This is a genomic window from Microbacterium jepli (genome assembly GCF_047237905.1).
GTDB lineage: Bacteria > Actinomycetota > Actinomycetes > Actinomycetales > Microbacteriaceae > Microbacterium.
Map to the genome: position 1 here is coordinate 1 of NZ_JBDFLW010000004.1, position 24,200 is coordinate 24,200.

Sequence of the window (24,200 nt, forward strand, 5' to 3'; positions counted from 1 at the left end):
GTGCTCACGGCGGCGCCCTTCGGTTGGTGTCGAGTGCGCCGGCCCGGGGTTTCCGGGGGCGCGCTCTTACCGTCGCGGTGGAGTCTTGGTGTCGGCTATGAGGGATGCGTGCCGATTCCCCGCCGGGGTCCGATTCGTGTTCGAGGTCTCACATGTCACCGCTCGGGCAGCATGACCGTCACCGCCACTCCGTTCAAGCGGCGGTTCTCGATGGCGACCGATCCGTCGGCGGTGTCGACGAGCGCTGCGACGAGGGCGAGGCCGAGACCGCTGCCGCCCTCGCGGCTGGTGCGCGCCTCGTCGGGTCGGGAGAAGCGCTCGAACGCGTGCGGCACGAACTCCTCCGGCATGCCGTGTCCGGTGTCTTCCACGCGCAGCTCGAGGGCGGAGTCGTGCTGCTGGAGGAGGAGGGTGATGCGTCCTGCGGGGGGTGTTGCGGCGATCGCATTCGCGCCCAGATTGTCGAGGATCCGAGAGAACGCGCTCACCGAGAGCGGATAGGGCGAGTCGGCCCGCTCGATCGCGGTGTCGAGCTCGATGTCGGGGCCGGCTCCGCCCGTGATCGTCCTCAGCCGGTCCACGGAGTCCATCAGCTCGGTCTCCAGCTCGCTCGCAGTCGCGAGCGCAGTGACGGGCGGTGCGGCGTCCAGGCGGGAGAGCTCGAGGAGGTTCGTCGCCAGGCGGGACAGGCGGGCGAGGGACCCCTCGGCGGCGCGGATCTCTTTTTCGAGGGCGTCCGCGTCGCCGAAGTGCCGGTGCGCGAGTTCGAGCTGGGTGATGACGACGGCCAGCGGGGTGCGGATCTCGTGGCTGGCCGCGGACACCATCTGCCGCTCCCGTTCCGCGGTGTCCCGCGTCCGGGCGATGAAGGCGTTCAACGTCTCCGCCAGATCCGACAGTTCATCAGCCGCCGGGCCGACGGGGAGCTCGCCGCCGTCCCGGTCGCCGAGCGACGCGGCGGTGCGGCGCATCCGCTCGACCGGACGCAGAGCGGCGCCGGTGAGCAGCCACGCGGCGAGGGCGGACAGGATCACGAGGGCCGCTGCGCTGACGAGCAGCGTCCGGTCTAGGGCCGCGACGGTGAGGTCGCTGCCGGCGCCGCTGCGCGCCGCCCACAGCTCCCACGTGCCCGCGCTGGTGTCCAGGGTTCGGGAGACGACCGTGAACCGGACGTTCTCGTCGGTGATCACCGTCGAGGTGCCGTCGCTGCCGCTGCTGCGTTCGAGGACCTCGTGGACGTCGTGCGGCATCGTGTCGACGGGCACCGCCCCGCCGGGAGCGCGCGTGAAGATCAGGATCCCCTCGGCCGGCGGGTCGGGGGTCTCGGTCGGGTCCGATCCCAGATCGGCGAGATACGGGGCGAGGTCGCCCTCGGCGAGGGTCACCTCGGACGCGACGACGATGCTGCGGAACTGCCCGTGCAGCACGAGGGTGATCACGCCGACGCCGATCAGCGCGACGAGGAGGCTGCCGAGGGTGATCCGGGAGCGGATCGACAGGGAGCGCAGCAGCCTCACTCGGTGCGCTCCAGCCGGTACCCCGCGCCGCGGACGGTCGTGATCCGCAGGCCCGCGTCGGCCAGGGCGAGCTTCTTGCGGAGGTAGCTGACGTACTGGTCCACGAGGGTCGGCTCGAACGTCTCAGGTGATCCCCACACCTCGGTGAGGATCTCCGTCCGGGTCACTACCTCATCGAGATGCACGGCGAAGAAGCGCAGCAGGGTGAACTCCTTCACGCTCAACGCGAAGGGGCGATCGCGGACCGTCGCGCGCACGGACAGGGCGTCCAATCGCAGCGCTCCGATCTGCACCACCGGCTGCGGGCCGCTGGCCCGGCGACGGATCTGCGCGCGGATCCGGGCGCTCAGCTCGCCGAAGTGGAACGGCTTGGTGACGTAGTCGTCGGCGCCCGAGTCCAGTCCGAAGATGCGGTCCTCGACGGCGTCGCGTGCCGTGATCAGCACGACCGGGACGGTGCTGCCCGACTCCCGCATCCGACGGCAGACCTCGAACCCGGTCATCCCCGGCAGCATCACGTCGACGACGGCGACATCGACGTCCCCCGCCGTGAAGGCGATCAGCGCGTCGACGCCGTTGTCGACGAGCTGCACGTCGTAGCCGTCCTCGCGCAGTCCCCGGTCGACGAGGGCGCCCATCTGCGGGTCGTCCTCGACGACGAGGATCCGGGACATCAGACCGCGCCGGAAGTGCCGAGCAGCGACCCGATCAGGAAGGTCGCGGCGAGGGCGAGAGCGCCGCCGACGACGATGCGGATCATCGGGCGCAGAGCCGGGCTGCCGCCGACCCGTGCGCTGATGTATCCGGTCGCGGCGAGGGCGATCAGCACCACGACGAAGGTCACCGGAACCCTCAGCTCCGGCGGCGGGAGCAGGATCGCGAGCAGCGGCAGCACGGCTCCGAGGAAGAACGCCAGCGCCGAGGCGCCGGCGGCGGCGAGCGGACTGGCGACCGCTTCCTCGTTCAACCCGAGCTCCGCTTCCAGATGTGCGGTCAGAGCGTCGTTCTCGGTCAGCTCGCGGGCGACCTGATGCGCTGTCTCCGGGGTCAGGCCACGCGCCTGATACAGAAAAGCGAGCTCCTCGAGCTCCCCGGCGGGATCCTCCGCGAGCTCGACGCGCTCCTTCGCGATCAGCGCGCGCTGACTGTCGCTCTGACTGCTCACCGAGACGTACTCGCCCAGCGCCATCGATACCGCGCCACCGACCAGACCCGCGACACCGGCCGTCAGGATCGGAGCCGTCGCCGTCGTAGCGCCCGCGACACCCACGACCAGAGCGGCGACCGACACGATGCCGTCGTTCGCGCCCAGCACGCCCGCTCGCAACCAATTCAGGCGCCCCGAGATCGCGCCATCATGCGGCTCCGCGCGAGGAGTGGAGGGCGGAGGAGTGGGATCGGACGGCATGAGCCTCATGGAAGCACCGGAGTCTCCTCCGCGCCAGGCAGGACAGGCTTCCCTCTCCTCCCCGAAGAGGGAGTGAGCGTGAAGATGTCGAGGTTGCCGATTGCGGCGTGGAGGTGTTCACTCGCGTGTTGCGCGATCTGCGTCGCGTCGTCAAGCTGATCGGCTGCGACGCGGAGGGTGGCCGATCCGGTCAGTCGGTGGCCGATCCAGCGGAGGCGGAGATCCTCGACAGCGGTGACGCCCGGGGCGTGCTCGAGGACGTGCTCGGCGCGTTCGAGGAGGTCGGGCGCGATTGCGTCCATCAGGCGGGCGCCGACCGACTTCACGGTTCCCCAGAGCAGGACCAGGATCGAGACGGCGATGAGCAGGCCGATGATCGGGTCCGCGAGCGGGAATCCGAGCAGGACGCCGATCGCTCCCAGCACCACGGACAGAGACGTGAAGCCGTCGAGCCGCGCGTGCACCCCGTCGGCGACGAGGGCGGCGGAGCCGATGCGGCGGCCGATGCGGATGCGGTAGATCGCGACGATCTCATTGCCCGCGAAGCCGATGACGCCGGCGAGCACGAGCAGCCACGGGTTCTCGATCGGGCGGGGATCGAGAAGGCGGGCGATCGCCTCCCAGCCTGCAACGACGGCGGAGAGCGCGACGACGACGACGATGAACATCCCGGCGAGGTCCTCGGCGCGCCCGTAGCCGTAGGTGTAGCGGCGGGAGGCGACGCGGCGCCCGAGGACGAACGCGATCCAGAGCGGCACCGCGGTCAACGCGTCCGCGAAGTTGTGGATCGTGTCGGCGAGCAGTGCGACGGACCCGGTGAGCGCGACGAGCGCCGCCTGCAGCACGGTCGTCGCGAGCAGGATCACCAGGCTGATCTTCAGCGCGCGCACTCCCGCCGTCGACGCCTCCATCGCGTCGTCGATCGAGTCGGCGGAGTCGTGCGTGTGCGGGACGAACAGGTCGTGGAGGAACCCCCGGAGGCCGCCGTGCGGGTGACCGTGGGTATGGCCGTGCTCGTGGCCGCGCGGCTGCTCGTGGTCGTGCGGGTGCTCGTGCTCGTGGGGGTGGCCGTGCTCGTGGTGTTCGGTGCGCGTCGTCACGCGGTCGGCCCGCCCGTCTGGTGATGCGGTGCGTGCCCGACGACGTGCTCGGCCTGCTTGATCGCGTCCACGACCAGCTCCGAGGCGTGCTCGTCCGTCAGCCGGTAGAAGACGGTCGTGCCCTCGCGGCGGGTCTGCACCATGCGGCCCAGGCGCAGTTTCGCGAGATGCTGCGAGACCGCGGCCGGGCTCTTTCCCACGGTCTCGGCCAGGACGTTCACCGGCAGCTCGCCCGCCTTCCGCAGTGCCAGGACGATGCGCACCCGCGTCGCGTCCGCGAGCATCGCGAACACCTCGACGGCTAGCTCGACGTACTCCGAGTCGACATCCAACCCGCAAGATTTCTTATCTACGTGCATACGCAGATAATAGCTCACGCTCCACGTCGGAGCCCAACGACTCTTTACCGCTGCTAGGCGATGCTGCTCGACGCGCGGCGACAGAGCACCCGAACGACGCGAGGTAATGCAGCCTGCGGTCGGGTAGCGACGCACCCGAGTTGACTTGAACCCATAGAAGGGTCCCCGGCATCCCGTCCCGGGAGGCGAGCTGCGCTCGCCCGGCGGCGACGGAGCGCCGCCGGGCGGAGCCGCTGCGCGGCCTGTTCCCTGGGTTTTCTTCACCTCTCCGCGGTCTCAACCTATTTCGCTCCAACGGCTACGTGCCACCGATTCCGGACGCGCCCTACGGGCTTATTTCGCCCGGAATCGGCGTCACTTCGCCGCCTCCGCTCAAACGGTCATTCCCGCCGGAGAGGCAAAGAAAAACGATCAGTCAGGAGCAGTCATGTCCACCACCCTCGAAGCGATCCTCCGCGATCAGATGGTCACGTTTCTCGTCAGCAAGAACATCGTGTGCCCGCGCACCGGGGGCGCGCTCGACGCTCGGACGTGCGTCGTTCTCACCGACCGCGACGGTGATCCCGCGGCCGTCGTCTCGCCCGAGGGCTGGGAGCAGATCACCGGCGACCCCGACACCCTCGCCCGCCTTGCGAAGCACGGGCTGACCGTCGACCCGACCACCGTCCGCTGACAGGAGTGCGCCATGACCACCATCGACACCGGCCGCGCGACCGCGGCGCAGCTCGCGCTCATCCTCGACACCCGCCGTGCGGAGTCCGGCGATGACGCCGCGGCCACCGACGCCGAGATCCTTGCGCACGTGCGCAACACCCTCACCCTGCCGGGCGAGGGCGCGCCGGGCGGGCATCCCGTCACCGACAACGGCACCGAATACGCCGCGGCGCTTGTCGCGTTCCTGACCCCGACCCCGAGCGCTGACGCCCTGCTCGCCACGATCGAGCAGCTGCAACAACAGGTGTGGGCCGCGGCCCCGGTCCTCATGGTCGTCACCGTGACCGATGACGGGGAGACGTACCGCGCGCTGCGCTGCCCCGTCTGCGACCAGCTCGTCACCGACTCCTACGGCGACCTGTACGCCGTGGACGTCTCGACCAGGTGGAACATCGCGGAAACGGACGACGATCACCAGCAGATGAGCGTTAGCCGAGGGGACGACGATTACAGCAGCACCCTGTACTACCTGCACACGACAGGCCAGCCGCACGCCGTCGTCCCGCCCGAGGACTGGACCGAGAGCTGGAGCTGACCCAGCGGGGGAGGGGCCGGCCTACGGGCCGGCCACGAGGGGCGACCCCCTCGCGCTCCCCGGTGTTCCGCCTGCGGCGGGGCGCGAGCTCCGCCCGCGCAGCGGTGACGGAGCACCGCCGAAGCGAGCCGCTACGCGGCAGGATTCCCCGGTTTCTTCACCTCTCCGCGGTTTCAACCTACTTCGCTCCATCGGCTACGTGCCACCGATCCCGGACGCGCCCTGCGGGCTTATTTCGCCCGGGATCGGCGTCACTCCGCCGCCTCCACTCAGTTGGTTTTCACTCGCCGGAGAGGCAAAGAAGAACGATCTGGAAGACGACAAAAGCCCCGTAGTGGACCTAGCACCACGGGACCTGTCGCCTTCATGGTCGCACACCGATCAAGGAGAAACCATCGTGAGCATCACCACCGGAACCGGGACCATCGAGCACATCGACCCGACCACCCTCGTCATCGAGGCGAACGTGCGCACCAGCGCTCCCGTGACGAAGGATTTCGTCGCGTCGATCCGTGAGAACGGCGTCATCACCCCGATCCTTGCCCGCCGCGACGAGCGCGGAAACGTCATCGTCCGCGCCGGTCAGCGTCGCACCCTCGCCGCCCGCGAGGCCGAGGTGCCGACCGTCCCCGTCTACGTCGTGGAGGGCGACGACACCACCGCGGACCGGATCATTCAGCAGATCATCGAGAACGACCAGCGCGCCGACCTCAGCACCGCGGATCGCACCGCCGCCTGGGCGCAGCTGGCGTTCGAGGGCATCAGCGCCGCGCAGATCGCCAAGCGCACCGGCACCAAGACCGACGCGGTGAAAAAGGGCCTCGCCGTCGCCGAGTCCGCCACCGTCACCTCCGCTCTCAACGAGCACCCGCTGACCCTGGACCAGGCGGCGGTGCTGTTGGAGTTCGAGGACGACGCCGACGCCCGCGCGCACCTGATCGAGGTCGCCACCACCGACCCGACCCAGTTCGAGCACACCGCGCAGAGCCTCCGCGACGACGCCGCGGAAAAGGCCCGCCTCGCCGCCGTCGAGCAGGAGCTGATCGCGGGCGGTTTCCAGGTGCTCACTCGTGGCGGGGCGTACGGGCAGGAAAGCCCGTGGGTGATCCTCCGCAAGCTCCACACCGCGGACGGCGCACAGGTCACCGCCGAGCACATCGCCACCGTCCCGGTGCGCGGCGCGCTCATCGACACCAACTGGCGCGGCGACATCGACGTGACCTACTTCGTTCAGAACCCCACCGATGCGGGATTCACCTACGCCTGGGGCGCACCCGGCACCCCCGCCGAGCCGCTGACCGCGGAGCAGATCGAGGAAGAGCGCGTCGAGAAGTCCGCCGAGCGCAAGGCGCTCATCGCCAACAACAAGGCGTGGACCGCCGCTGAGACGGTGCGCCGCGAATGGATCGCGACGTTCCTGTCTCGCAAGACGCTGCCGAAGGACGCTGACCGGGTGATCGCGCTGGGCCTGACCGCTCACCGGTTCTCGGTGTCGTCCGCGATGTCGGGCGGCAACGACCTCGCGCACACGTTCCTCGGCGTCGAGCGGCCCTCCGGTTTCCGCACCGACGCCCTGGCCGCGCTGGTGGAGGCCAACCCCGGCAAGGCCCGCCTGGTGTCCCTGGCGGTCGTCCTCGCCGGTGCCGAGGCAGGCACCAGCAAGGAATCGTGGCGACGCGGCGACGAGCGCGCCGCCGCGTTCTTCCGCCAGCTCGCCGCGTGGGGATACGCCCTCTCCCCGGTCGAGCAGATCGTCACCGGCGACACCACCCCCGCCGAAGCCGCGGGCCTCGCCTGACCAACCGGACGGGGACCGGCATCCGTCACCCCCGGCGTCACCCCCGGCGTCACCCCCGGCGTCACCCCCGGCGTCACCCCCGGACGTCACCCTGTCGCATCACCCTTTTTTCACCCCCCGGGCGTCACCCTCAGCTGCCCAGAAAGGCGCACCATGACCACCACTACGACCCCCGCCGTCGATGTCGACGTGTGTGGACACACCGCGGCGCTGCGCGAGGCGGAAGCCGCCGTCAACACGGCCACGGCATCCGGCGACGTTGAGCAGATCGCCGCGGCCGCGCACGCGCTCATCGTCGCCGCGGCGGCGCATGGCTGGCCCACCGCTACGGCCCTGGTGTTCAAGTACGAAAGGACCGGTCCCGTCGCTCACGTGTGGGGGCTGTGGCGCGTGGTCGACGTCGACGGACGCGTGCTGCGCGAATGGGAGGACGAACCCGGCGACATGACCGACGAGTCCGAAGAAGAACTCGTCGCCCTCGACCTCATCACCAACCGCGCCGCGACGCTGCACGTCACGGACTACGGAACGCCCGCGGGCACCGCGGCGACGGTGCTGCACGCGCTCACGCTCTGAGCATGGCGGCGGGCCGACCCGAAAGGGCCGGCCCGCACGAGGGGGAGACCCCCTCGACCCCCCTCCAACGCGGGTCGCGGGTTCCCCGCTCGAGCGCGGTCAGCTGCGCGGCCGCGGCTTGTACTTCTTGCCCGCCCGGATGTTGACGTTCTCGATGACGCCGACGACGGCCAGGCCCGCGGCGACGAGAAGGATGATCGCCCACCCGAGGACGTTCAGCCACGTGCCGGCGAACACCGCCGCCGTCTGCTCCGCCGCGATCGCGAAGAGCATGAACGACGCACCAAACCACACCATGCCGTTAGACACCAACGCCGCTTGAGCGAGCTTCGACCGCTTCTCAGACATGCGCTCACCATCCCACCCGTCGCTGCGCGAATCTACGGCGTGACACCGCCGCCGCGGTGTGCTTCAAGGCGCTCCGATAAGGTCCCATGCCTGGTTCAGCGCCTCTCCCAGCAGATGCTAATAATCATCCCCGGTTGGGCGGACCACTCCGGTGGACGCGCGCAGGGGGATGAATAGGAGTGTTGCGCTACATACCCTAGGGGGGTATGGTATCTGGGTGAACGGATACGAGGGCAACAAAGACGACCTCCAGAAGCGGCTGCGTCGCGTCGAGGGTCAGGTACGAGGGATCGCCCGAATGGTCGATGAAGACAAGTACTGCATCGACATCCTTACGCAGGTCTCCGCCGCGACGAAGGCTTTGGAGACGGTTGCGCTATCCCTGCTCGGGGATCACCTCCGCCACTGCGTCGCGGAGGCGAGCGCAGAGGGCGGCCAGGTTGCCGCAGAGAAGATTCGTGAGGCCAACGACGCGATTGCACGGCTCGTCCGTTCCTGATCCCGCACCAACCCCAGAGGAGCAAATCATGACCGACCGCATCGACCTCGGCCTGAAAGACACCAACGCCGGCTGCGCTTGCTGCGCCACGTCCACAGCGACAGACGCACCCGCGTCCACCGCGGCGACGGTGACAGAAGACGTCCTGGTGACCGGAATGACATGCTCGCACTGCGTGTCGAGCGTCACGGAGGAGCTGACTGCGATCGACGGTGTCGAGAACGTCACGGTAGACCTCAACGCCGGCGGTACGTCGCGCGTCACCATCCACAGCTTGACCCCGATCGATGCTGCCGCAGTGCAGGCCGCGGTGGAGGAGGCCGGCTACACCCTGGCCGGCGCACCCGCATGAGCGCGGTCGACGTCGAACTCGATATTTCCGGGATGACATGCGCGTCGTGTGCGACCCGGATTGAACGCAAGCTGAACAAGCTTCCCGGTGTGGAAGCAACGGTGAACTACGCCACCGAGAAAGCACGTGTTCGCGGGAACGACGTCGACCCTGCCACCCTGATCGCCGCCGTCGAATCCGCGGGGTACCAGGCGGCTCTCCCCGCACCGCCACCGAGCGGTGACATCGATGAGAACACCCCAAACCGAGAGGACGGCGAGGTCGGGGCGCTACGGCGGCGTCTGCTGATTAGTGCCGCCCTGTCGCTGCCGGTGGCAGTGTTGTCGATGGTCCCGGCGTTGCAGTTCGAGTACTGGCAGTGGCTTGCCCTCACTCTCACCGCCCCGGTGGCGGTCTGGGGCGCGTGGCCGTTCCACCGGGCCGCGGCCGTCAACGCCCGACACGGCGCGGCGACCATGGACACCCTCATCAGCGTTGGCGTCATCGCCGCATTCGGGTGGTCCCTTTACGCGCTGTTCTTCGGTGGCGCAGGCATGCCCGGCATGACGATGACGTTCACCCTCGTCGGTACCCCGCAGGCCGGGGGCCACGAAATCTATCTGGAAGTGGCCGCGCTGGTCACCGTCTTCATCCTGGCCGGGCGGTATGCCGAAGCGCGCGCGAGGAAATCATCGTCGGAGGCGTTACGGGCGCTGCTGGAGATGGGCGCGAAGCACGCCACGCAGCTCGTCGACGGCGCCGAACGGATGGTGCCGGTCGCGCAGCTGTCGGTCGGAGACACTGTGCTCGTTCGACCGGGGGAGAAGATTCCCTCCGACGGGCTGGTGATCGATGGTGCCTCCGCCGTCGATGCCAGCATGCTCACCGGAGAATCAGTCCCCGTCGAGGTGACGACTGGGTCGCGTGTCATAGGAGCGACGGTGAATGTCGGCGGCCGCCTCACCGTAGAAATCACCCGGGTCGGCGCCGACACCGAGCTCGCGCGCATGCGCCGGCTGATGGAGGAAGCCCAAACCGGCAAGGCCAAGGTGCAACGCATCGCTGACCGGGTGTCGGCCGTGTTCGTCCCGATCGTCATCGGACTTGCCGCCGCCGCCTTCGTCGGCTGGATGATCGCTGGGACATCGCTGGAACAAGCGTTCACCGCCGCGGTCGCGACACTAATCATCGCGTGCCCGTGCGCGCTTGGCCTCGCCACCCCCACCGCCCTCTTGGTGGGCACCGGCCGGGGCTCGCAGCTGGGAATCTTGATCCGTGGACCGCAGGTGCTGGAGCAGACCCGCACCGTCGACACCATCGTGCTCGACAAGACCGGCACCGTGACCACCGGCAAGATGACCGTCACCACCGTTCACCCCGCCCCTGGTGTCACCCGGGACGAGCTGCTGCGGGTCGCCGCTGCGGTCGAGGCGGGCTCCGAGCATCCCGTCGCCCGCGCGATCACCGCCACCGCGCCTGGTGCATATGCGGACAGCTTCGCCTCGCACGCCGGGTTCGGTGTGCAGGGGATCGTGGACGGCGCCGCGGTGGTCGCGGGCCGCGCCTCCTGGCTGGCCGAGCAGTGGGGCATCCGCCCACCGTCGGAGGCCGCAGCGGAGCTGAACACGCTCGCTCGTACCAGTACCGCAATCGCGGTCGGCCGCGACGGGCAGTACCTGGGCGCGATCGGCGTGGCGGACACGGTGAAGCCGACCAGCTCGACCGCCATCGCACGGTTCCGCGCACTCGGGCTGCGCCCGGTGCTCCTCACCGGCGACAACGACACCACGGCCGCACGGATCGCCGCTGAGGTCGGCATCTCCGACGTGCACGCCGGCGTCACCCCCGCCGGGAAGCTCGAAGTGATCCGCCGGCTCCAAAACGATGGCCACGTGGTCGCAATGGTCGGTGACGGCGTCAACGACGCCGCGGCCCTCGCCGCAGCCGACCTCGGCCTTGCGATGGGGGGCGGCACGGACGCGGCGATCGCCGCCAGTGACATCACGATCGTCTCCGGCGACCTAACCGTCGTGGCCGACGCGATCCGACTCTCCCGCCGCACCCTCCGCACCATCAAGAGCAATTTGTTCTGGGCCTTCGCCTACAACGTCGCCGCCATCCCGATCGCGATGGCCGGGCTGCTGAACCCGCTCGTCGCCGCGGCGGCCATGGCGCTGTCGTCGGTGTTCGTCGTGACCAACAGCCTCCGGCTGCGCCGGTTCCGCCCCGAGCCGGCACCCGTGCACATCGCCCGCACTCCCATGCCCCAACCGGCCTGAATCGTGCGCCGTGGCGGCGCACCCAGCGAAGGAGGCTCCCATGAGCCAGCACGAACATCACAACCACTCGGCCCGCACGAACCACCAGGGCCACAACGCTCCGGCGGCAACGGCAGTACACGACCACGCAGCGATGGGCCACCCGCACGGCACGGATGATCGGGCACCTGCGGCGGGGCACTCCGGGCACGGTCACGCCGACCACGGCGGTCACGCCGGTCACGGTGATCACGTCGCCCGGTTCCGGCGGCTGTTCTGGATCATGCTGGTTCTCGCGGTGCCGGTCGTGGCTTTCTCCAGCATGTTCTCGATGCTGATCGGCTACCCGCTGCCGGACGCGGCGTGGGTGGGATGGGTGTCCCCGATTCTCGGGACCGTCATGTATGTCTGGGGTGGCGCCCCGTTCCTTACCGGCGCCGTCAGCGAGCTGCGCGCCCGCAAGCCCGGCATGATGCTTCTCATTGCCCTCGCGATCACCGTCGCGTTCCTCGCGTCCTGGGGGGCAAGCCTCGGGCTGTTGCACCACGAGTTGGACTTCTGGTGGGAGCTGGCGCTGTTGGTCGTCATCATGCTTCTCGGGCACTGGATCGAGATGCGATCCCTCGCCCAGACCACCTCCGCCCTCGACTCCCTCGCCGCGCTCCTGCCCGACGAGGCCGAGAAGGTGGACGGGGACACCACCGTCACCGTCGCCCCCGCTGAGCTGCAGGTCGGTGACGTGGTTGTGGTCCGCCCCGGTGGGCGGGTTCCCGCGGACGGGCGGATCGTGCAGGGCTCGGCCAGCATGGACGAGTCGATGATCACCGGAGAATCCCGCCCCGTTCGCCGCGGCGACGGCGATCAGGTCGTCGCCGGCACGGTCGCCACCGACTCCGGAGTTCGCGTAGAAATCACCGCGGTCGGGCAGGACACCGCCCTCGCGGGCATCCAAAAGCTCGTCTCTGAGGCTCAAAACTCCTCCTCTCGCGCGCAGCGGCTCGCGGACCGTGCTGCGGGGTGGCTGTTCTGGTTCGCGCTCGGCGCGGCCGCGGTCACCGCTGTGGTGTGGTCCCTGGTGGGATTCCCCGACGAAGCGGTCATCCGCACCATCACCGTTCTGGTCATCGCCTGCCCGCACGCCTTGGGACTGGCGATCCCGCTCGTCGTGTCGATCGCCACGGAGCGTGCCGCGCGCGGCGGTGTTCTGATCAAGGACCGTCTCGCGCTGGAAAGCATGCGCACCGTCGACACGGTGCTGTTCGACAAGACCGGCACCCTCACCAAGGGAACCCCGGCCGTCACCGCGATCGACCCTGCCGAAGGGGTCGATGCAGACGAACTGCTGGCTTTGGCCGCCGCCGCCGAGGCGGACTCTGAACACCCCCTTGCTCGGGCGATCGTGAACGCCGCGAAAGAGAAGCAGCTCACCGTGCCCTCCTCCAACGACTTTGAATCGTCACCGGCCGTCGGTGTCCGCGCGCAGGTCACCGGGCGCACCGTCCAGGTCGGCGGCCCCTACATGCTCGAGCAGGAGAAGGCCGCTGAGCGGTCGATCGCGAACGAGTGGCGCAAGGAGGGTGCGATCATCCTCCACGTTCTCATCGACGGGCAGATGGCAGGAGCGCTGCGCCTGGCGGATGAGATCCGCCCTGAATCGCGCGCTGCGGTCGACGCGCTGCACCAGCGGGGCGTGCAGGTGGTCATGATCACCGGAGACGCCGAAGCGGTTGCCGCATCCGTCGCCGCCGACCTCGGCATCGACCGCTTCTTCGCCGGGGTCCGCCCCGAAGACAAGGCATCCAAGGTCAAGCAGCTTCAGAACGAATCCCGCAAGGTCGCCATGGTTGGTGACGGGGTGAACGACGCACCCGCCCTCGCGCAAGCCGATGTCGGTATCGCCATCGGCGCGGGCACCGACGTCGCCATCGCGTCCGCCGGGGTCATCCTCGCCAGCGACGACCCCCGCTCCGTGCTGTCCGTGATCGACCTGTCGCGGGCCAGCTACCGGAAGATGAAGCAGAACCTGTGGTGGGCCGCCGGATACAACCTCATCTCCGTCCCCCTCGCCGCCGGAGTGCTCGCCCCTATCGGGTTCGTCCTCCCCATGTCCGTCGGAGCGATCCTGATGTCGCTGTCCACGATCGTCGTCGCGCTCAACGCGCAACTCCTGCGTCGGCTCGACCTCAGCCCGCAAGCCGTCGCCGCGAAGTAGTTTCCCCGCGCCCGCAACCCCCCGAATCGTCCCCGTCGCCCGCTCGTATCGTGGCAGGCGCCGGGGACGGTCCCCGGGAAAGGACCAGCGAACATGACTGCTATCGATCAGATGCTCACTACTCACCCCAAGGCCGCGTCCATTGAGGCCGCGGACGTACTCGCCCGCTGCATTGAGGCCTGCATCGAATGCGCGCAGACCTGCACCGCGTGTGCCGACGCGTGCCTGTCAGAAGACATGGTGGCCGAGCTGGTGACGTGCATCACCAAAAACGCCAACTGCGCCGACATCTGCACCGCGACCGGTGCGGTGCTTTCTCGACAGACGACGGTGGACGTCGAGGTGGTTCGCGCTGTTGTGGAGGCATGCCGCACCGCGTGCGCCGCGTGCGCGCAGGAATGCGAGCAGCACGCCGACATGCACGAGCACTGCCGGGTCTGCGCAGAGGCATGCCGCCGCTGCGAGCAGGCGTGCAACGACCTCCTCGCGGCGTTGTAACCCACCAGTTCCCGTCACCCACTCGCGGGCAAAGCGCGCGTTGGCCGTCAAGCGGCCCACCCGCCCTCGCCGGCGAAAGTTAGCCTAGAAACCGACCAGGAGGTGAAGATGTCGCTGATTACCCTCGCGCAGCATGTGCGTGGCCAGCGTGCATTCACCCGCACCCTGCTGATGGTGATCGCTGTAACCGGCGCCGTCATCGTGGGGCTCCTGGCAATGCACTCCCTCAACACCCACACCACCGCCTCCGGACATGGCGACACGGTGGCTGTCGCGGGAGAGGTATCGACCCATCACGATGCGTCGCCCCTCTCCGCCCAGCTGAACACGACCGCCGCCCACGACGACGGCTGCGGCGACTGTGGCGACGATCACGCCATGGCCTGGATGGCGTGCGTGTTGGCGCTGCTTGTCAGCGTGCTCGTGCTCGCACGTCACCGTATCGGGTGGCGCATTACCGTCCGAGACGACGTACTCCGCGCGGTACAGGCCCGGTGGCCCGCGCCCGCACAGATTGTCCCGCCACCTTCCCTCACGGTTCTCTGCATCAGTCGCACGTGATGACGCGTACGCCCGCCTTCCGCGCGGGCAACGCATCTTCCCGCACGACAACCGTCGTGCCTCATCACCGACCGATGGAGACAACCACCATGAAGACCCGCGCCGCGGCGACCGCCGCGTTCACTCTCGCCGCCCTGCTCACTCTCGCCGGATGCTCCGGCGGGACCACCTCGGGCGGCAGCATGCCCGGAATGGACCACGGCAGCAGCAGCAGTGCTAGCCCCGCGCAGTCCGCGGACGCCAACGAGGCGGACGTCATGTTCGCCAGCATGATGATCGAGCACCACACTCAAGCGATCGAGATGTCCGACACGCTCCTGTCGAAAGACGGCATCGACGAGCGCGTCACCGCCCTGGCGGAGCAGATCAAGGCCGCTCAAGAGCCTGAAATTGCGACCATGGAAGGGTGGCTCGAGGACTGGGGAGCCACCTCCTCCGACATGGGCGGCATGGACCACAGCGGCGGCGGCATGATGAGCGAGGACGACATGCAGGCCCTCGAGCAGGCCACCGGCACGGACGCCGCCCGACTGTTCCTTCAGCAGATGATCGAACACCACCGCGGCGCGATCGAGATGGCCCAGGAAGAGGCCAGCAACGGCCAGAACAGCGACGCCGTCGCCCTGGCCAACCAGATCGTCGAATCGCAGACGTCCGAAATCGCGACCATGGAGGAGCTTCTGGCAACTCTCTGATCACCCGGGTGGGGCGCGGAAAACCACCGCGCCCCACCACCCGATCAGACGAAACGCACCCCCAATGCAGCACCACCACACCAACCTCACCGCGCCGGGCTCCCGCACCCGCGCCTTGTCCTTGGTCACCCTCGTCCCCATGGTCGCGCTCGCTCTCGCAGGCTGCGCCGGTTCACCGTCCCTCACCGGTGACGACCACCCTGAGCAGCCGCTCACACACGTGCACGGCATCGTTGATGACCCCGCCACCGATGGGTTCCTTATCGGAACCCACGAGGGCATCTTCACCGTCACCCGTGACGGTGAGCTGGGCGCCCGCCTGGCGAAGACGGACTTCGACGCGATGGGCCTGACCGTCCTTGACGACACACTCGTGGCATCTGGCCACCCCGGTCGGACCACCCCGCCCGAGCTGGGAGCCCCCAACCTGGGCATCATCCGAAGCTCCGACAACGGGCAGAGCTGGCAACCCACCGCATTCACAGGCGAGAAAGACTTTCACGCCCTCGCCGCGGACCCCCGCGGAACGCTCTACGGCGTCGCCACCGACGCCAATGAAATGCTCACCAGCACAGACGGCGGTGTCTCCTGGCAGCCCACCGGGGCACCCGTCTACGCCATGTCGCTCGCCGTTGACGCAGCAGGGCGAGTGATGGCCTCCACCGCGGATGGTCTGCTGGTCAGCACCGACCGGGCTGCCACATTTCAGGCGTGGCCGGATGCTCCCCTTCTTGCCGGGCTCAGCGCCTCCCCGGACCACAACCGCGTGGTCGGTATCGGCACCCAGGGACGGATCTGGGCCACAACCGCGGGAGCGCAGAACTGGTTCGAAGTCGGAACGATCCACGGCACCGCCCAAGCCGTCACCATCACCAACAACGGCGACATCCTCGTCGTCGATGACAGCGGCCTGAGCCTCATCCCCTACCAGCAGTAACGCGCATCGCGGCGGGCACCGCCCTCCGCCACCCGCGAAGGGCCCGCACGAATACCCGTGCGGGCCCTCCTCGTTCCCAGATCAGCCGCGGTGCTGGGAACCGTCACCGGTGCTCCCGCTGATGGGAGCGTGGTCTCGACGGAGCAGATACAAGGCTGCCCACCCGAGCAGGCCGAGCGTTGTGAAGATGTCAGCCACGTTGAAGATGGCGAACCAGTCGACAGCGATGAAGTCGACCACCTCTCCGCTGAGCGGTCCGGTTTCAGCGCGTGTGGTGCGGTCCCACAGGTTGCCGATCGCGCCGCCGAGGGCGGCAGCCAGCAGCGCAGTAGCGCCCATGCTCTGCCTCCGCAGCACTCGGATGACGATCCACGTGAGCAGCGCGGCGACAAGGACCATAACGCCGACGACAAGCGGCGCTCCCACATCGCCGCCGAGACCGAATGCGACCCCAGGGTTGAACACGAGGCGCAGGGATACGCCCAGCCCAAGGTCGATATCACGGCCTCCGTCGAGGTAGGACAGGGCCCACGCTTTGGTGAGTTGGTCGACCGTGAAGGCGGCAACTACGGCAGCAGCGGCAGCGAGGAGGCGTGTGAACCTGCTCACGACAGGACTTCGATGAGACGAACGATCACGCCGGACTCGACCAGGATGTACAGACCCAACCCGATGAACACGGCCGGCACGAGCCAGTGCTCGATCTTCTCAAGAGCCTCTGTGACAGCCTTGCTGGTACCCACGAAGCGGGCGATAAGACACCACACGGCAACGAGTACCAAGAACACGATGATGGTAACGATGGTGTCCGGAACCGGGTTGGTGCGGAAGACAGGTGTGTACAGCGAGATGTTGTCGGCACCGTTCGCGATGGTAATGCCGGCAACTCCGAGCAGGCCCCCGGCGCTGATGGAGCTTTCGTCGTCGTCGTCATCGTCGCCGCGATGTCGGAGCGTACGAATCAGCCCGTACACACCGATCGCAAGTGGGACCAGGCCCAGCAGCCCGACCCATTCATCCGGAACGATGGTGAGGCCTGCGGCGGCGAGGCTGCTGATTGCGACCAGAGCGATGAAGCCGAGGTACTGTCCGGCCACGACCTTCCATCCCGGGAGGGCTCCGCGTGCGGACGCGAGAAACAGAACGGTGAGGACGACGATGTCGTCGATGTTCGTCGCCGCGAACAGGCCGATGGCGGCCACGATGGTTCCGATCATCGGGCGTCGCTCCCGTACGTCTTGCACAGATCGACCTTGAAACCCGTCGCGGCGAGGAGTCGCTCGGCCGCTTCGAGAACATCGATCACCTCGGGAGTGGAGACAGAGTAAAAGTTCTGTCGGCCCTCACTGCGGGCAACAACGAGTCCGCATTCGCGGAGGCATCCAACGTGCTCTGACACGGTTGACTGCGCCAAGCCGAGTTCGTCGGTGAGGTCCCTCACCCGCGCTTCACCAACGGACAGCCGACGCAGGATCGTCAGGCGACTGTGATCGGCAAGAGAGTGGAACAGAGATACAGCAGCTGCGAGCTCTTGTGTCATCGGCATGTGACGATCATATCGGTAACTGCCGATTAATAAGTGGTGCGAAACCGATCGGTTTCGCACCACCCACGGGGCAATCGACGAGGTGCCGGAATGTTGTGACTGATGACGCTCTTTGGCGGTGTTCTTGCAGTGCTGTTTGGCGGCGGTCATCCGATGTCGCGGTGATGGTCTCGAGTCCGTCCTCTCCGCCCGGGGATCACCGGAGACGACTCATAGTTCTCAGACCTCTCGATCGGGGCGCTGCTATAGGTAGCGGCAGACCTGGTCGGTGCTGCAGGTGTCGGGCTCGACGTGGTCTGCCTGGTCGCGTAGCGCGGCGAGGGTGTCGCGGAGGTCGTGGAGCTGTGCGAGTTGCTGGTCGATGTCAGCGAGGCGTGTGTCGAGCAGGTCGCGAACATGGTTGCAGGGGGCTTGGCCGTGGTCGCGGATGTCGAGGATCTGCCGGATTTGGGCCAGGGTGAGTCCGGCTGCTTGACCGCGGTGGATGAAGTTGATACGGGCAAGCGCCGCAGTCGTGTAGTCGCGGTAGCCGCTGGGTGTGCGCTCGGTCGCGGGTAGGAGTCCCTGGTCTTCGTAGAACCGCAGCGTCTTTGCGGTCGTCTCGGCCGCCTCAGCGAGTTCACCGATCCGCATTATAGACGCTCCTTCGTCAGAGGACTTGACCTTCCACCGCACAGGAAGGTTGATGATGACTGTAGCAGCGAATGTTCGCGATAGGTCCGGGAGGGATCGGAATGCAGTCGAGGTTTGATCTGGCCGTGATCGGATCGGGTGGTGCGGCGTTCGCCGCTGCGATCCGCGCCACCATGCTGGGCAAGTCGGTGGTGATGGTGGAGCGCGGCACGTTCGGTGGCACGTGCGTGAACACCGGGTGTGTGCCGTCCAAGGCGCTGATCGCTGCCGGTGAGGCCCGCCATGTGGCGGCGGACGCCGGCGCCCGATTCCCAGGGATTGCCGCTACCGCGGGCCCGGTGGACATGCCCGGTCTGGTGCGTGGCAAGCAGGAGCTGGCCGAGGCCATGCGGGGGGAGAAGTACTTCGACGTGGCCGAGGCGTACGGCTGGCCGGTCCGGCAGGGCGACGCAGCCTTCGCTGGCACTCCGGATGCGCCCGTGTTGGAGGTCACCGCTGCCGACGGCACCGTTGAGACCATCGAGACCGCGCATTACCTGATCGCCACGGGCTCCGCCCCCTGGGCCCCGCCCGTCGAGGGGCTCGACGACGTTGGCTACCTGACGTCGACGTCGGCGATGGAGCTGACCGAGGTGCCCGACTCGTTGGTGGTGCTGGGTGGTGGCTCCGTGGCGCTGGAGTTGGCTCAGCTGTTTGCCCGGCTGGGTTCGACGGTGACCATGCTGGTGCGTTCCCGGCTCGCGTCGAAGGAGGAGCCCGAGGTTTCCAAGGCTCTGCAGGAGGTCTTCGCCGACGAGTGCATCCGGGTGGTCCGCCGTGCTGTTCCGCCCCGGGTCGTCCGAGACACCGCCACCGGTCAGGTCGTTGTCACGGCGGAGGTCTCCGGCGGTGAGCAGGAGTTCCGTGCGGACGAGATCCTCGTCGCGCTCGGACGCCGCCCGGTCACGGCAGGACTCAACCTCGACGTCGTCGGGGTGAAGACCGGCGACGCCGGACAGGTCGTCGTCACCGACGAACTGCGAACCTCCAACCCTCGGGTCTGGGCAGCCGGGGATGTCACCGGGCACCCCGAGTTCGTCTACGTCGCGGCACGCCACGGCACGCTGGTCGCCGAGAACGCCTTCAACGGAGCGGACGCAGCGGTCGACTACACGCGGATGCCGCGGGTGACGTTCACCAGTCCCGCGATCGGCGCGGTCGGGATGACCGAGAAAGAGGTCATCGCGGCCGGGATCCGCTGCGACTGTCGGGTCCTGCCTCTGCACTATGTGCCTCGTGCGGTGGTGAACCGGGACACCCGCGGGTTCATCAAGATGGTTGCCAACGCCGACACTGGTGAAATCCTCGGCCTCACCGCGGTCGCTCAGGACGCGGGCGAGCTCGCCGCCGCCGGCGTCTACATCCTCGGCAAGACCATCACCGAGGTCGCCGACGCGTGGGCCCCGTATCTGACCATGGCCGAGGGCATCCGTATCGTCGCGAAAGCGTTCACCACCGACGTCTCGAAACTGTCCTGCTGCGCCTGACAGTGCACCGACGCACGCACCCCATCAGAACTGGATCAATTACGATGACGAACCTTGCTACCGACCTGATCGACCGTCTCGCCGGATCCGCCGAGACAACCCTGCTGGTCCCGTTGCTCCGGCTGCTTGCGGATGGTGACCCGGTTAGTATCGACGACCTCGCGGCCGCCGCCGCTCTCACTGCCGACGAGGTCCGCGCCCGCCTGGCCGCGATGCCGGACACCGAGTACGACGACCAGGGCCGGATCATCGGCCAAGGCCTCACCCTGCGCCCCACCCGGCACCGGTTCACCGTCGCCGGTGGGGAGCTCTACACCTGGTGCGCCCTTGACACTCTGATCTTCCCCACCCTTATCGGCCGTCCCGCGCGGATCGAGTCGGTCTCCCCGGCCAGCGGCGACACGATCCGGGTCACGGTCGATCCGACCGCCGGTGTCACCAGCGTGGAACCAATCACCGCAGTCGTCTCCCTGGTCGACCCCGGGAATCTGCCGTCGATCCGCTCCTCGTTCTGCAACCAGGTCCACTACTTCACCTCTCCGGAAGACGCAGGCGGCTGGCTTGCAGAGCACCCGGAAGGCCGGGTACTGTCCGTCGCCGAAGCCTTCGGGCTTGGCCGCAACCTCCTCCCCGAAACGCTTGCACGTCCAGTCAGCGGCACAGGAGACGGCAGCTACCGCGGGCCGGACGCGTGCTGCTGAACCAGCCCACCTCACGGACGAAGATGGCGATGTCGCCTCACGATGACAACCGAACCGGGGGTGGTCTGCTCATGGCGCTGGGCGCGGCCTTCCTCGTGGTCGCCTGCTGCGCCCTGGGCCCGCTGCTTGCCGCGGGCGGCGCGATCACAGGAATCGGTGCCCTCCTGCACAACCCGTGGGCGATAGCAGGCGGAGTCGGGCTCCTGATCCTCGCGGCCCTGGCGAGCACCATCGCTGTGATACGCAACCGGCGACGCCACCACACGAACGACCCCGACTGCTGCCCGCCCACCCAAAACACTGAGGGCAACGCCGACGCGCAGGATGATCGGAGCCCCAGAAGCTGACACCTTCTGCTGAACCTCAGCGTTCGCGCAGGTGCCGGATCCCGAAACGACGTGTTGGTTGCGCTCTCCGAACGCCTCGTTCATCTATAGCTAAATGAGACATGATGAGCGATGCGTCAAAGGGTGCCGTCGTCGCACAATTTCGGGCGTTGAGAACGTCTCGAAAAGTTGCCTCATCGCGGTCTGCCTCACGGGGTCGCGCGACAGGAGTTTGTGAGGCATGCTGATCGGGTGAGGCTTCTCGGGTACACGCGCGTGAGCACCGTCAGTCAGGACGCGCGCCTGCAACTCGACGCCCTGGGCGCGACGGGTGTTGAGGCGAGGGACGTCTTCTCAGACGTGACCTCGGGCAGCCGTGCCGCGGTGCAGCGGCCAGGGATGAAGAGACTTCTGGAGTACGCTGAGCCCGGCGACACGGTGGTCGTCTGGCGCATCGACCGACTCGGGCGCTCCCTCATCGACGTGCTGAACACGGTGAACCTGCTGCGCGAGAAGGACGTGAAGGTTCGATCGATTTCGGATGGCATCGACCCCGAGACCTCGTCCGGGCGGATGATGCTGGGCATGCTCGCGACGCTGGCGGAGTACGAGCGTGAACTGATCACCGAGCGAGTCAACGCCGGCATCGCCGCGGCGAAGCAGGCTGGCACGCGCTTCGGCCGGCCACCCGTGGATCCGGGCGTCGTGAAGGAGAAGCTTGCGATCGTGCGAGACGCGCGCGCGAAGGGACGCACCGCCGAAGACGCAGCCCGACTGGTCGGATGGTCCAGAGCGACGCTCTACCGTCATCAGCACGCCACCGGCACCCCGGCAGCGGTCGGCGACTAGATGTGCCATGGACGCGCTGGCCCGGTGGCGGATCCTGCGTCTCCATGTCGAGGATGACATTCCCCTGGCCACGCTGGTCAGGGAGACCGGAATCGGTCTGCGCACCCTTCAACGCTGGAACCATGACTACGCGGTGGCGGGGATCGACGGGCTGAAACCGAGCGCGCGAGCGGACGCGGGGACCCGGCGCACCGACCCAGACCTGGTCGCGTTCGTTGAGCAGCTCGGACTCACCAAACCGCGTCCCGGGATGGCGGCCTTGCACCGGCTCGCCATGGCCGAGGCCGACCGCATCGGGTGCGCCCGTCCAAGCTATTCGACGGTCCGGCCTTCCTGCACCGCCTTGACCCGGCACTCGTGACCCTCGCGCTGGACGGCCCAGCCGCGTACCGGGACCGACACGAGCTAGTGTTCCGCCGCCGAGCCGAGCGACCGAATGCGATCTGGCAGGCCGATCACACCGAACTCGACATCCTCATCGTCGGCGCCGATGGGAAGCCGGAACGCCCCTGGCTAACGGTCGTGATCGACGACTACTCGCGCGCGATCTGCGGGTACACCGTGTTCACAGGGGCGCCCTCGGCGATCAACACGGCGCTCGCATTGCGGCAGGCGATCTGGCGCAAGACCAACCCGGCTTGGGCGATGTGCGGTCTCCCCGACGTGCTCCACGTCGACCACGGCAGCGACTTCACCAGCAGGCATCTGGAGTACACGGCGGTGGCGTTGAAGATCCGGCTGATCTACTCGACAGTCGGCCGGCCGCAAGGTCGCGGGAAGATCGAGCGATTCTTCGGCACCGTGAACACCGAACTTCTCACGACCCTCCCCGGCCACCTCACCCCTCGGGCACGAGCCCCGAAGCCGCAGCTCAGCCTCGCGGACCTCGATCAGGCCATCGGCCGGTTCGTCACCGAGTACAACGAGCGCCCCCACAGCGAGATCGGCGCCAGCCCGAAGGAGGCCTGGATCGGTGACGGCTGGTTGCCGCGGATGCCCGACAGCCTCGACCAGCTCGACGGGCTGCTGCTGACCCTGCCGAAGAACCGCGTCGTCCAACGCGATGGCATCCACTTCCAAGGCCAGCGGTACCTCTCACCCACACTCGCGCCGTTCGTCGGACGCAGCGTGACAATCAGGTACGACCCGCGCGACGTGTCCGAGATCCGCGTCTACGACCACGACACGCACATCTGCATCGCGATCGACGAAGCACACCCCAACCAGCGACTCTCCCTGCGCGACATCGAGACCGCCCGACGCGCCCGCCGTCGGCGGCTGCGTCAACAGATCAACGAACGCATCCCCCAGACAGCCGTCCGTGACGAGCCGCGAACCGAGCCGCGGACACCACGCCAGGTGAGACTACGCACCTACGAAGAGGACGAGCCATGAGCCGCGACTTCATCGTCACGAAAGAACACCGCCGCTTCATCGAATTCGCCAACGCCGTCCGCAAGGAACGCACGATCGGCATCTGCCACGGCGATGCCGGCGTCGGCAAGACGCAATCCGGCCGCCGATACGCCCACTGGGACACCCTGGAACCCTTCATCACCGAGTGGGGACCGCGGAGCGAGACCGACACAGAGCATTACGCCACCGCGAACCGATCCCGGACCCTGTTCTACACGCCACCGGTCCTCCCCAAGCCGGCGCAGCTCGTCCATGAGATCGACCACCTGCAGACCAGGCTGGGCATCTGCATCGATGAGCACCTGCGCGCCACCGGCAAAGTTACGGGGACTCACGGCCGCTACAACATGGGCAAGCGGGTCGAGCTGCTCATCATCGACGAGGCCGAACGCCTCACGCCCACGGCCCTGGAAGTCCTCCGAGACCGGCACGACCGTGAGCACACCGCGATCATCCTGATCGGCATGCCCGGCATCGACCAACGATTCCGGCACTACCCCCAGCTCTACAGCCGCCTCGGGTTCTCCCACCGCTACCGCAACCTCGGCCGCGACGAACTCCTCTTCGTCCTCGAACGTCGCTGGAAGCGACTGGGCCGCACCCTCGACCCCGACGACTTCACCGACGCGCAAGCCATCGCCGCGATCGAACGCATCACTCGCGGCAACTTCCGCCTCCTCGAACGCCTCTTCCCCCAAATCGCACGAGTGCTCAAGATCAACGAACTCGAGACCATCACCGACGACGTCGTCGAAGCCGCCGCCAGCGTCCTCGTCATCGGATAGCCACCGCCAAACAACAACGCAAGAACACCGCCAAAGAGCGTCAACATTCACAGCCACCTGGTCGACAGGCCT

General features: G+C 67.9%; 29 protein-coding genes. 18 read left to right on the top strand and 11 right to left on the bottom strand.

The features are described 5' to 3' along the window. Positions 1 to 155: 155 nt before the first annotated feature. From ABC304_RS03750 to ABC304_RS03770, 5 genes are read right to left on the bottom strand one after another with little or no spacing between them, the layout of a single operon-like run. The gene (locus ABC304_RS03750; protein WP_412923028.1) at positions 156 to 1,517 is read right to left on the bottom strand and encodes a sensor histidine kinase; all 1,362 of its coding nucleotides are present in this window, start codon (positions 1,515 to 1,517) and stop codon (positions 156 to 158) included. After that, positions 1,514 to 2,191, bottom strand: a complete 678-nt coding sequence (locus ABC304_RS03755; RefSeq protein ID WP_412923027.1) for a response regulator transcription factor — start codon at positions 2,189 to 2,191, stop codon at positions 1,514 to 1,516. Before ABC304_RS03755 ends, ABC304_RS03750 begins: the two co-directional genes overlap by 4 nt. Next, positions 2,191 to 2,925 carry a VIT1/CCC1 transporter family protein gene (locus ABC304_RS03760; protein WP_412923026.1) on the bottom strand — a complete coding sequence of 245 codons (735 nt, stop codon included), beginning with the start codon at positions 2,923 to 2,925 and terminating at the stop codon, positions 2,191 to 2,193. Before ABC304_RS03760 ends, ABC304_RS03755 begins: the two co-directional genes overlap by 1 nt. 5 nt (positions 2,926 to 2,930) lie before the next feature. After that, positions 2,931 to 4,025: a cation diffusion facilitator family transporter gene (locus ABC304_RS03765; protein ID WP_412923025.1), complete on the bottom strand. Its 1,095-nt coding sequence runs from the start codon at positions 4,023 to 4,025 to the stop codon at positions 2,931 to 2,933. Beyond that, positions 4,022 to 4,384 carry an ArsR/SmtB family transcription factor gene (locus ABC304_RS03770; protein ID WP_412923024.1) on the bottom strand — a complete coding sequence of 121 codons (363 nt, stop codon included), beginning with the start codon at positions 4,382 to 4,384 and terminating at the stop codon, positions 4,022 to 4,024. The genes ABC304_RS03765 and ABC304_RS03770 overlap by 4 nt, the downstream gene beginning before the upstream one ends. Positions 4,385 to 4,811: 427 nt before the next feature. Here ABC304_RS03770 and ABC304_RS03775 point away from each other — a divergent pair, with 427 nt between their 5' ends. The 4 genes from ABC304_RS03775 (at position 4,812) to ABC304_RS03790 (ending at position 8,007) form a co-directional block, all read left to right on the top strand. After that, positions 4,812 to 5,057 carry a hypothetical protein gene (locus ABC304_RS03775; protein ID WP_160897556.1) on the top strand — a complete coding sequence of 82 codons (246 nt, stop codon included), beginning with the start codon at positions 4,812 to 4,814 and terminating at the stop codon, positions 5,055 to 5,057. 12 nt (positions 5,058 to 5,069) lie between these two features. Further along, positions 5,070 to 5,633, top strand: coding sequence for a hypothetical protein (locus ABC304_RS03780; RefSeq protein WP_160897557.1), 564 nt, complete (start codon positions 5,070 to 5,072; stop codon positions 5,631 to 5,633). A gap of 397 nt (positions 5,634 to 6,030) precedes the next feature. Next, the gene (locus tag ABC304_RS03785; protein WP_160897558.1) at positions 6,031 to 7,431 is read left to right on the top strand and encodes a ParB/RepB/Spo0J family partition protein; all 1,401 of its coding nucleotides are present in this window, start codon (positions 6,031 to 6,033) and stop codon (positions 7,429 to 7,431) included. A gap of 153 nt (positions 7,432 to 7,584) precedes the next feature. Continuing rightward, the gene (locus tag ABC304_RS03790; protein ID WP_160897559.1) at positions 7,585 to 8,007 is read left to right on the top strand and encodes a hypothetical protein; all 423 of its coding nucleotides are present in this window, start codon (positions 7,585 to 7,587) and stop codon (positions 8,005 to 8,007) included. Positions 8,008 to 8,106: 99 nt separating this feature from the next. Here ABC304_RS03790 and ABC304_RS03795 read toward each other — a convergent pair whose 3' ends face one another. Next, complete coding sequence (locus ABC304_RS03795; RefSeq protein ID WP_160897560.1) at positions 8,107 to 8,355, bottom strand: hypothetical protein; 249 nt, start codon at positions 8,353 to 8,355, stop codon at positions 8,107 to 8,109. A 217-nt stretch (positions 8,356 to 8,572) separates the two neighbouring features. Here ABC304_RS03795 and ABC304_RS03800 point away from each other — a divergent pair, with 217 nt between their 5' ends. From ABC304_RS03800 to ABC304_RS03835, 8 genes are all read left to right on the top strand, one after another. Beyond that, positions 8,573 to 8,854, top strand: coding sequence for a metal-sensitive transcriptional regulator (locus ABC304_RS03800; RefSeq protein WP_058233655.1), 282 nt, complete (start codon positions 8,573 to 8,575; stop codon positions 8,852 to 8,854). A gap of 28 nt (positions 8,855 to 8,882) precedes the next feature. Then, a complete protein-coding gene (locus tag ABC304_RS03805; RefSeq protein WP_412923023.1) occupies positions 8,883 to 9,206 on the top strand; it encodes a cation transporter in 324 nt (107 codons plus the stop codon). Beyond that, positions 9,203 to 11,464, top strand: a complete 2,262-nt coding sequence (locus tag ABC304_RS03810) for a heavy metal translocating P-type ATPase (protein ID WP_412923022.1) — start codon at positions 9,203 to 9,205, stop codon at positions 11,462 to 11,464. The genes ABC304_RS03805 and ABC304_RS03810 overlap by 4 nt, the downstream gene beginning before the upstream one ends. A gap of 40 nt (positions 11,465 to 11,504) precedes the next feature. After that, positions 11,505 to 13,655 (top strand): heavy metal translocating P-type ATPase, encoded by a 2,151-nt coding sequence (locus tag ABC304_RS03815; RefSeq protein ID WP_412923021.1) that lies wholly within the window; start codon positions 11,505 to 11,507, stop codon positions 13,653 to 13,655. A 93-nt stretch (positions 13,656 to 13,748) separates the two neighbouring features. After that, complete coding sequence (locus ABC304_RS03820; RefSeq protein WP_108320501.1) at positions 13,749 to 14,153, top strand: four-helix bundle copper-binding protein; 405 nt, start codon at positions 13,749 to 13,751, stop codon at positions 14,151 to 14,153. Between the two features lie 108 nt (positions 14,154 to 14,261). Then, positions 14,262 to 14,714 carry a DUF6153 family protein gene (locus ABC304_RS03825; RefSeq protein ID WP_108320502.1) on the top strand — a complete coding sequence of 151 codons (453 nt, stop codon included), beginning with the start codon at positions 14,262 to 14,264 and terminating at the stop codon, positions 14,712 to 14,714. Positions 14,715 to 14,803: 89 nt separating this feature from the next. Further along, positions 14,804 to 15,409 (top strand): DUF305 domain-containing protein, encoded by a 606-nt coding sequence (locus ABC304_RS03830; protein WP_108320503.1) that lies wholly within the window; start codon positions 14,804 to 14,806, stop codon positions 15,407 to 15,409. A 64-nt stretch (positions 15,410 to 15,473) separates the two neighbouring features. Beyond that, the gene (locus ABC304_RS03835; protein ID WP_239277143.1) at positions 15,474 to 16,346 is read left to right on the top strand and encodes a F510_1955 family glycosylhydrolase; all 873 of its coding nucleotides are present in this window, start codon (positions 15,474 to 15,476) and stop codon (positions 16,344 to 16,346) included. Positions 16,347 to 16,427: 81 nt separating this feature from the next. Here ABC304_RS03835 and ABC304_RS03840 read toward each other — a convergent pair whose 3' ends face one another. The 4 genes from ABC304_RS03840 to ABC304_RS03855 all read right to left on the bottom strand — a co-directional run bounded on the left by ABC304_RS03840 (position 16,428) and on the right by ABC304_RS03855 (position 18,525). Beyond that, positions 16,428 to 16,955: a signal peptidase II gene (locus ABC304_RS03840; protein WP_164878281.1), complete on the bottom strand. Its 528-nt coding sequence runs from the start codon at positions 16,953 to 16,955 to the stop codon at positions 16,428 to 16,430. Next, entirely contained in the window at positions 16,952 to 17,563 is a 612-nt protein-coding gene (locus tag ABC304_RS03845) for a cadmium resistance transporter (RefSeq protein ID WP_108320784.1), read from the bottom strand. The genes ABC304_RS03840 and ABC304_RS03845 overlap by 4 nt, the downstream gene beginning before the upstream one ends. Further along, the gene (locus tag ABC304_RS03850; protein WP_319801395.1) at positions 17,560 to 18,042 is read right to left on the bottom strand and encodes an ArsR/SmtB family transcription factor; all 483 of its coding nucleotides are present in this window, start codon (positions 18,040 to 18,042) and stop codon (positions 17,560 to 17,562) included. The genes ABC304_RS03845 and ABC304_RS03850 overlap by 4 nt, the downstream gene beginning before the upstream one ends. A gap of 93 nt (positions 18,043 to 18,135) precedes the next feature. Further along, positions 18,136 to 18,525 (bottom strand): heavy metal-responsive transcriptional regulator, encoded by a 390-nt coding sequence (locus ABC304_RS03855; protein ID WP_108320786.1) that lies wholly within the window; start codon positions 18,523 to 18,525, stop codon positions 18,136 to 18,138. Between the two features lie 101 nt (positions 18,526 to 18,626). Between ABC304_RS03855 and merA the strand changes: the two genes are divergently transcribed. Continuing rightward, positions 18,627 to 20,051, top strand: coding sequence for a mercury(II) reductase (gene merA / locus ABC304_RS03860; RefSeq protein ID WP_128219030.1), 1,425 nt, complete (start codon positions 18,627 to 18,629; stop codon positions 20,049 to 20,051). Positions 20,052 to 20,095: 44 nt separating this feature from the next. Then, entirely contained in the window at positions 20,096 to 20,752 is a 657-nt protein-coding gene (gene merB / locus ABC304_RS03865; protein WP_128219031.1) for an organomercurial lyase MerB, read from the top strand. Positions 20,753 to 20,763: 11 nt separating this feature from the next. Here the strand turns inward: merB and ABC304_RS03870 are convergent, their stop codons facing one another. Beyond that, positions 20,764 to 21,183, bottom strand: coding sequence for a hypothetical protein (locus tag ABC304_RS03870; RefSeq protein ID WP_183420941.1), 420 nt, complete (start codon positions 21,181 to 21,183; stop codon positions 20,764 to 20,766). Between the two features lie 147 nt (positions 21,184 to 21,330). Here ABC304_RS03870 and ABC304_RS03875 point away from each other — a divergent pair, with 147 nt between their 5' ends. From ABC304_RS03875 to ABC304_RS03885, 4 genes are read left to right on the top strand one after another with little or no spacing between them, the layout of a single operon-like run. Further along, positions 21,331 to 21,927, top strand: coding sequence for a recombinase family protein (locus ABC304_RS03875; RefSeq protein WP_070434801.1), 597 nt, complete (start codon positions 21,331 to 21,333; stop codon positions 21,925 to 21,927). A gap of 7 nt (positions 21,928 to 21,934) precedes the next feature. Next, positions 21,935 to 22,288 carry a hypothetical protein gene (locus ABC304_RS18250; protein ID WP_459564417.1) on the top strand — a complete coding sequence of 118 codons (354 nt, stop codon included), beginning with the start codon at positions 21,935 to 21,937 and terminating at the stop codon, positions 22,286 to 22,288. A 47-nt stretch (positions 22,289 to 22,335) separates the two neighbouring features. Then, positions 22,336 to 23,322 carry a Mu transposase C-terminal domain-containing protein gene (locus tag ABC304_RS03880; RefSeq protein WP_459564418.1) on the top strand — a complete coding sequence of 329 codons (987 nt, stop codon included), beginning with the start codon at positions 22,336 to 22,338 and terminating at the stop codon, positions 23,320 to 23,322. Then, positions 23,319 to 24,128, top strand: a complete 810-nt coding sequence (locus tag ABC304_RS03885) for an AAA family ATPase (RefSeq protein ID WP_070434716.1) — start codon at positions 23,319 to 23,321, stop codon at positions 24,126 to 24,128. The genes ABC304_RS03880 and ABC304_RS03885 overlap by 4 nt, the downstream gene beginning before the upstream one ends. Positions 24,129 to 24,200 lie beyond the last annotated feature (72 nt).

Coding starts and splice junctions, on each gene's coding strand:
- ABC304_RS03775 (WP_160897556.1), top strand. CDS start 4,812: ATGTCCACCACCCTCGAAGCGATCCTCCGCGATCAGATGGTCACGTTT.
- ABC304_RS03810 (WP_412923022.1), top strand. CDS start 9,203: ATGAGCGCGGTCGACGTCGAACTCGATATTTCCGGGATGACATGCGCG.
- ABC304_RS03780 (WP_160897557.1), top strand. CDS start 5,070: ATGACCACCATCGACACCGGCCGCGCGACCGCGGCGCAGCTCGCGCTC.
- ABC304_RS03820 (WP_108320501.1), top strand. CDS start 13,749: ATGACTGCTATCGATCAGATGCTCACTACTCACCCCAAGGCCGCGTCC.
- ABC304_RS03855 (WP_108320786.1), bottom strand. CDS start 18,525: ATGCGGATCGGTGAACTCGCTGAGGCGGCCGAGACGACCGCAAAGACG.
- ABC304_RS18250 (WP_459564417.1), top strand. CDS start 21,935: ATGGACGCGCTGGCCCGGTGGCGGATCCTGCGTCTCCATGTCGAGGAT.
- ABC304_RS03755 (WP_412923027.1), bottom strand. CDS start 2,191: ATGTCCCGGATCCTCGTCGTCGAGGACGACCCGCAGATGGGCGCCCTC.
- ABC304_RS03845 (WP_108320784.1), bottom strand. CDS start 17,563: ATGATCGGAACCATCGTGGCCGCCATCGGCCTGTTCGCGGCGACGAAC.
- ABC304_RS03825 (WP_108320502.1), top strand. CDS start 14,262: ATGTCGCTGATTACCCTCGCGCAGCATGTGCGTGGCCAGCGTGCATTC.
- ABC304_RS03805 (WP_412923023.1), top strand. CDS start 8,883: ATGACCGACCGCATCGACCTCGGCCTGAAAGACACCAACGCCGGCTGC.
- ABC304_RS03795 (WP_160897560.1), bottom strand. CDS start 8,355: ATGTCTGAGAAGCGGTCGAAGCTCGCTCAAGCGGCGTTGGTGTCTAAC.
- ABC304_RS03870 (WP_183420941.1), bottom strand. CDS start 21,183: ATGAACGAGGCGTTCGGAGAGCGCAACCAACACGTCGTTTCGGGATCC.
- merA (WP_128219030.1), top strand. CDS start 18,627: ATGCAGTCGAGGTTTGATCTGGCCGTGATCGGATCGGGTGGTGCGGCG.
- ABC304_RS03885 (WP_070434716.1), top strand. CDS start 23,319: ATGAGCCGCGACTTCATCGTCACGAAAGAACACCGCCGCTTCATCGAA.
- ABC304_RS03850 (WP_319801395.1), bottom strand. CDS start 18,042: ATGACCGCCGCCAAACAGCACTGCAAGAACACCGCCAAAGAGCGTCAT.
- ABC304_RS03815 (WP_412923021.1), top strand. CDS start 11,505: ATGAGCCAGCACGAACATCACAACCACTCGGCCCGCACGAACCACCAG.
- ABC304_RS03770 (WP_412923024.1), bottom strand. CDS start 4,384: ATGCACGTAGATAAGAAATCTTGCGGGTTGGATGTCGACTCGGAGTAC.
- merB (WP_128219031.1), top strand. CDS start 20,096: ATGACGAACCTTGCTACCGACCTGATCGACCGTCTCGCCGGATCCGCC.
- ABC304_RS03830 (WP_108320503.1), top strand. CDS start 14,804: ATGAAGACCCGCGCCGCGGCGACCGCCGCGTTCACTCTCGCCGCCCTG.
- ABC304_RS03790 (WP_160897559.1), top strand. CDS start 7,585: ATGACCACCACTACGACCCCCGCCGTCGATGTCGACGTGTGTGGACAC.
- ABC304_RS03835 (WP_239277143.1), top strand. CDS start 15,474: ATGCAGCACCACCACACCAACCTCACCGCGCCGGGCTCCCGCACCCGC.
- ABC304_RS03760 (WP_412923026.1), bottom strand. CDS start 2,925: ATGCCGTCCGATCCCACTCCTCCGCCCTCCACTCCTCGCGCGGAGCCG.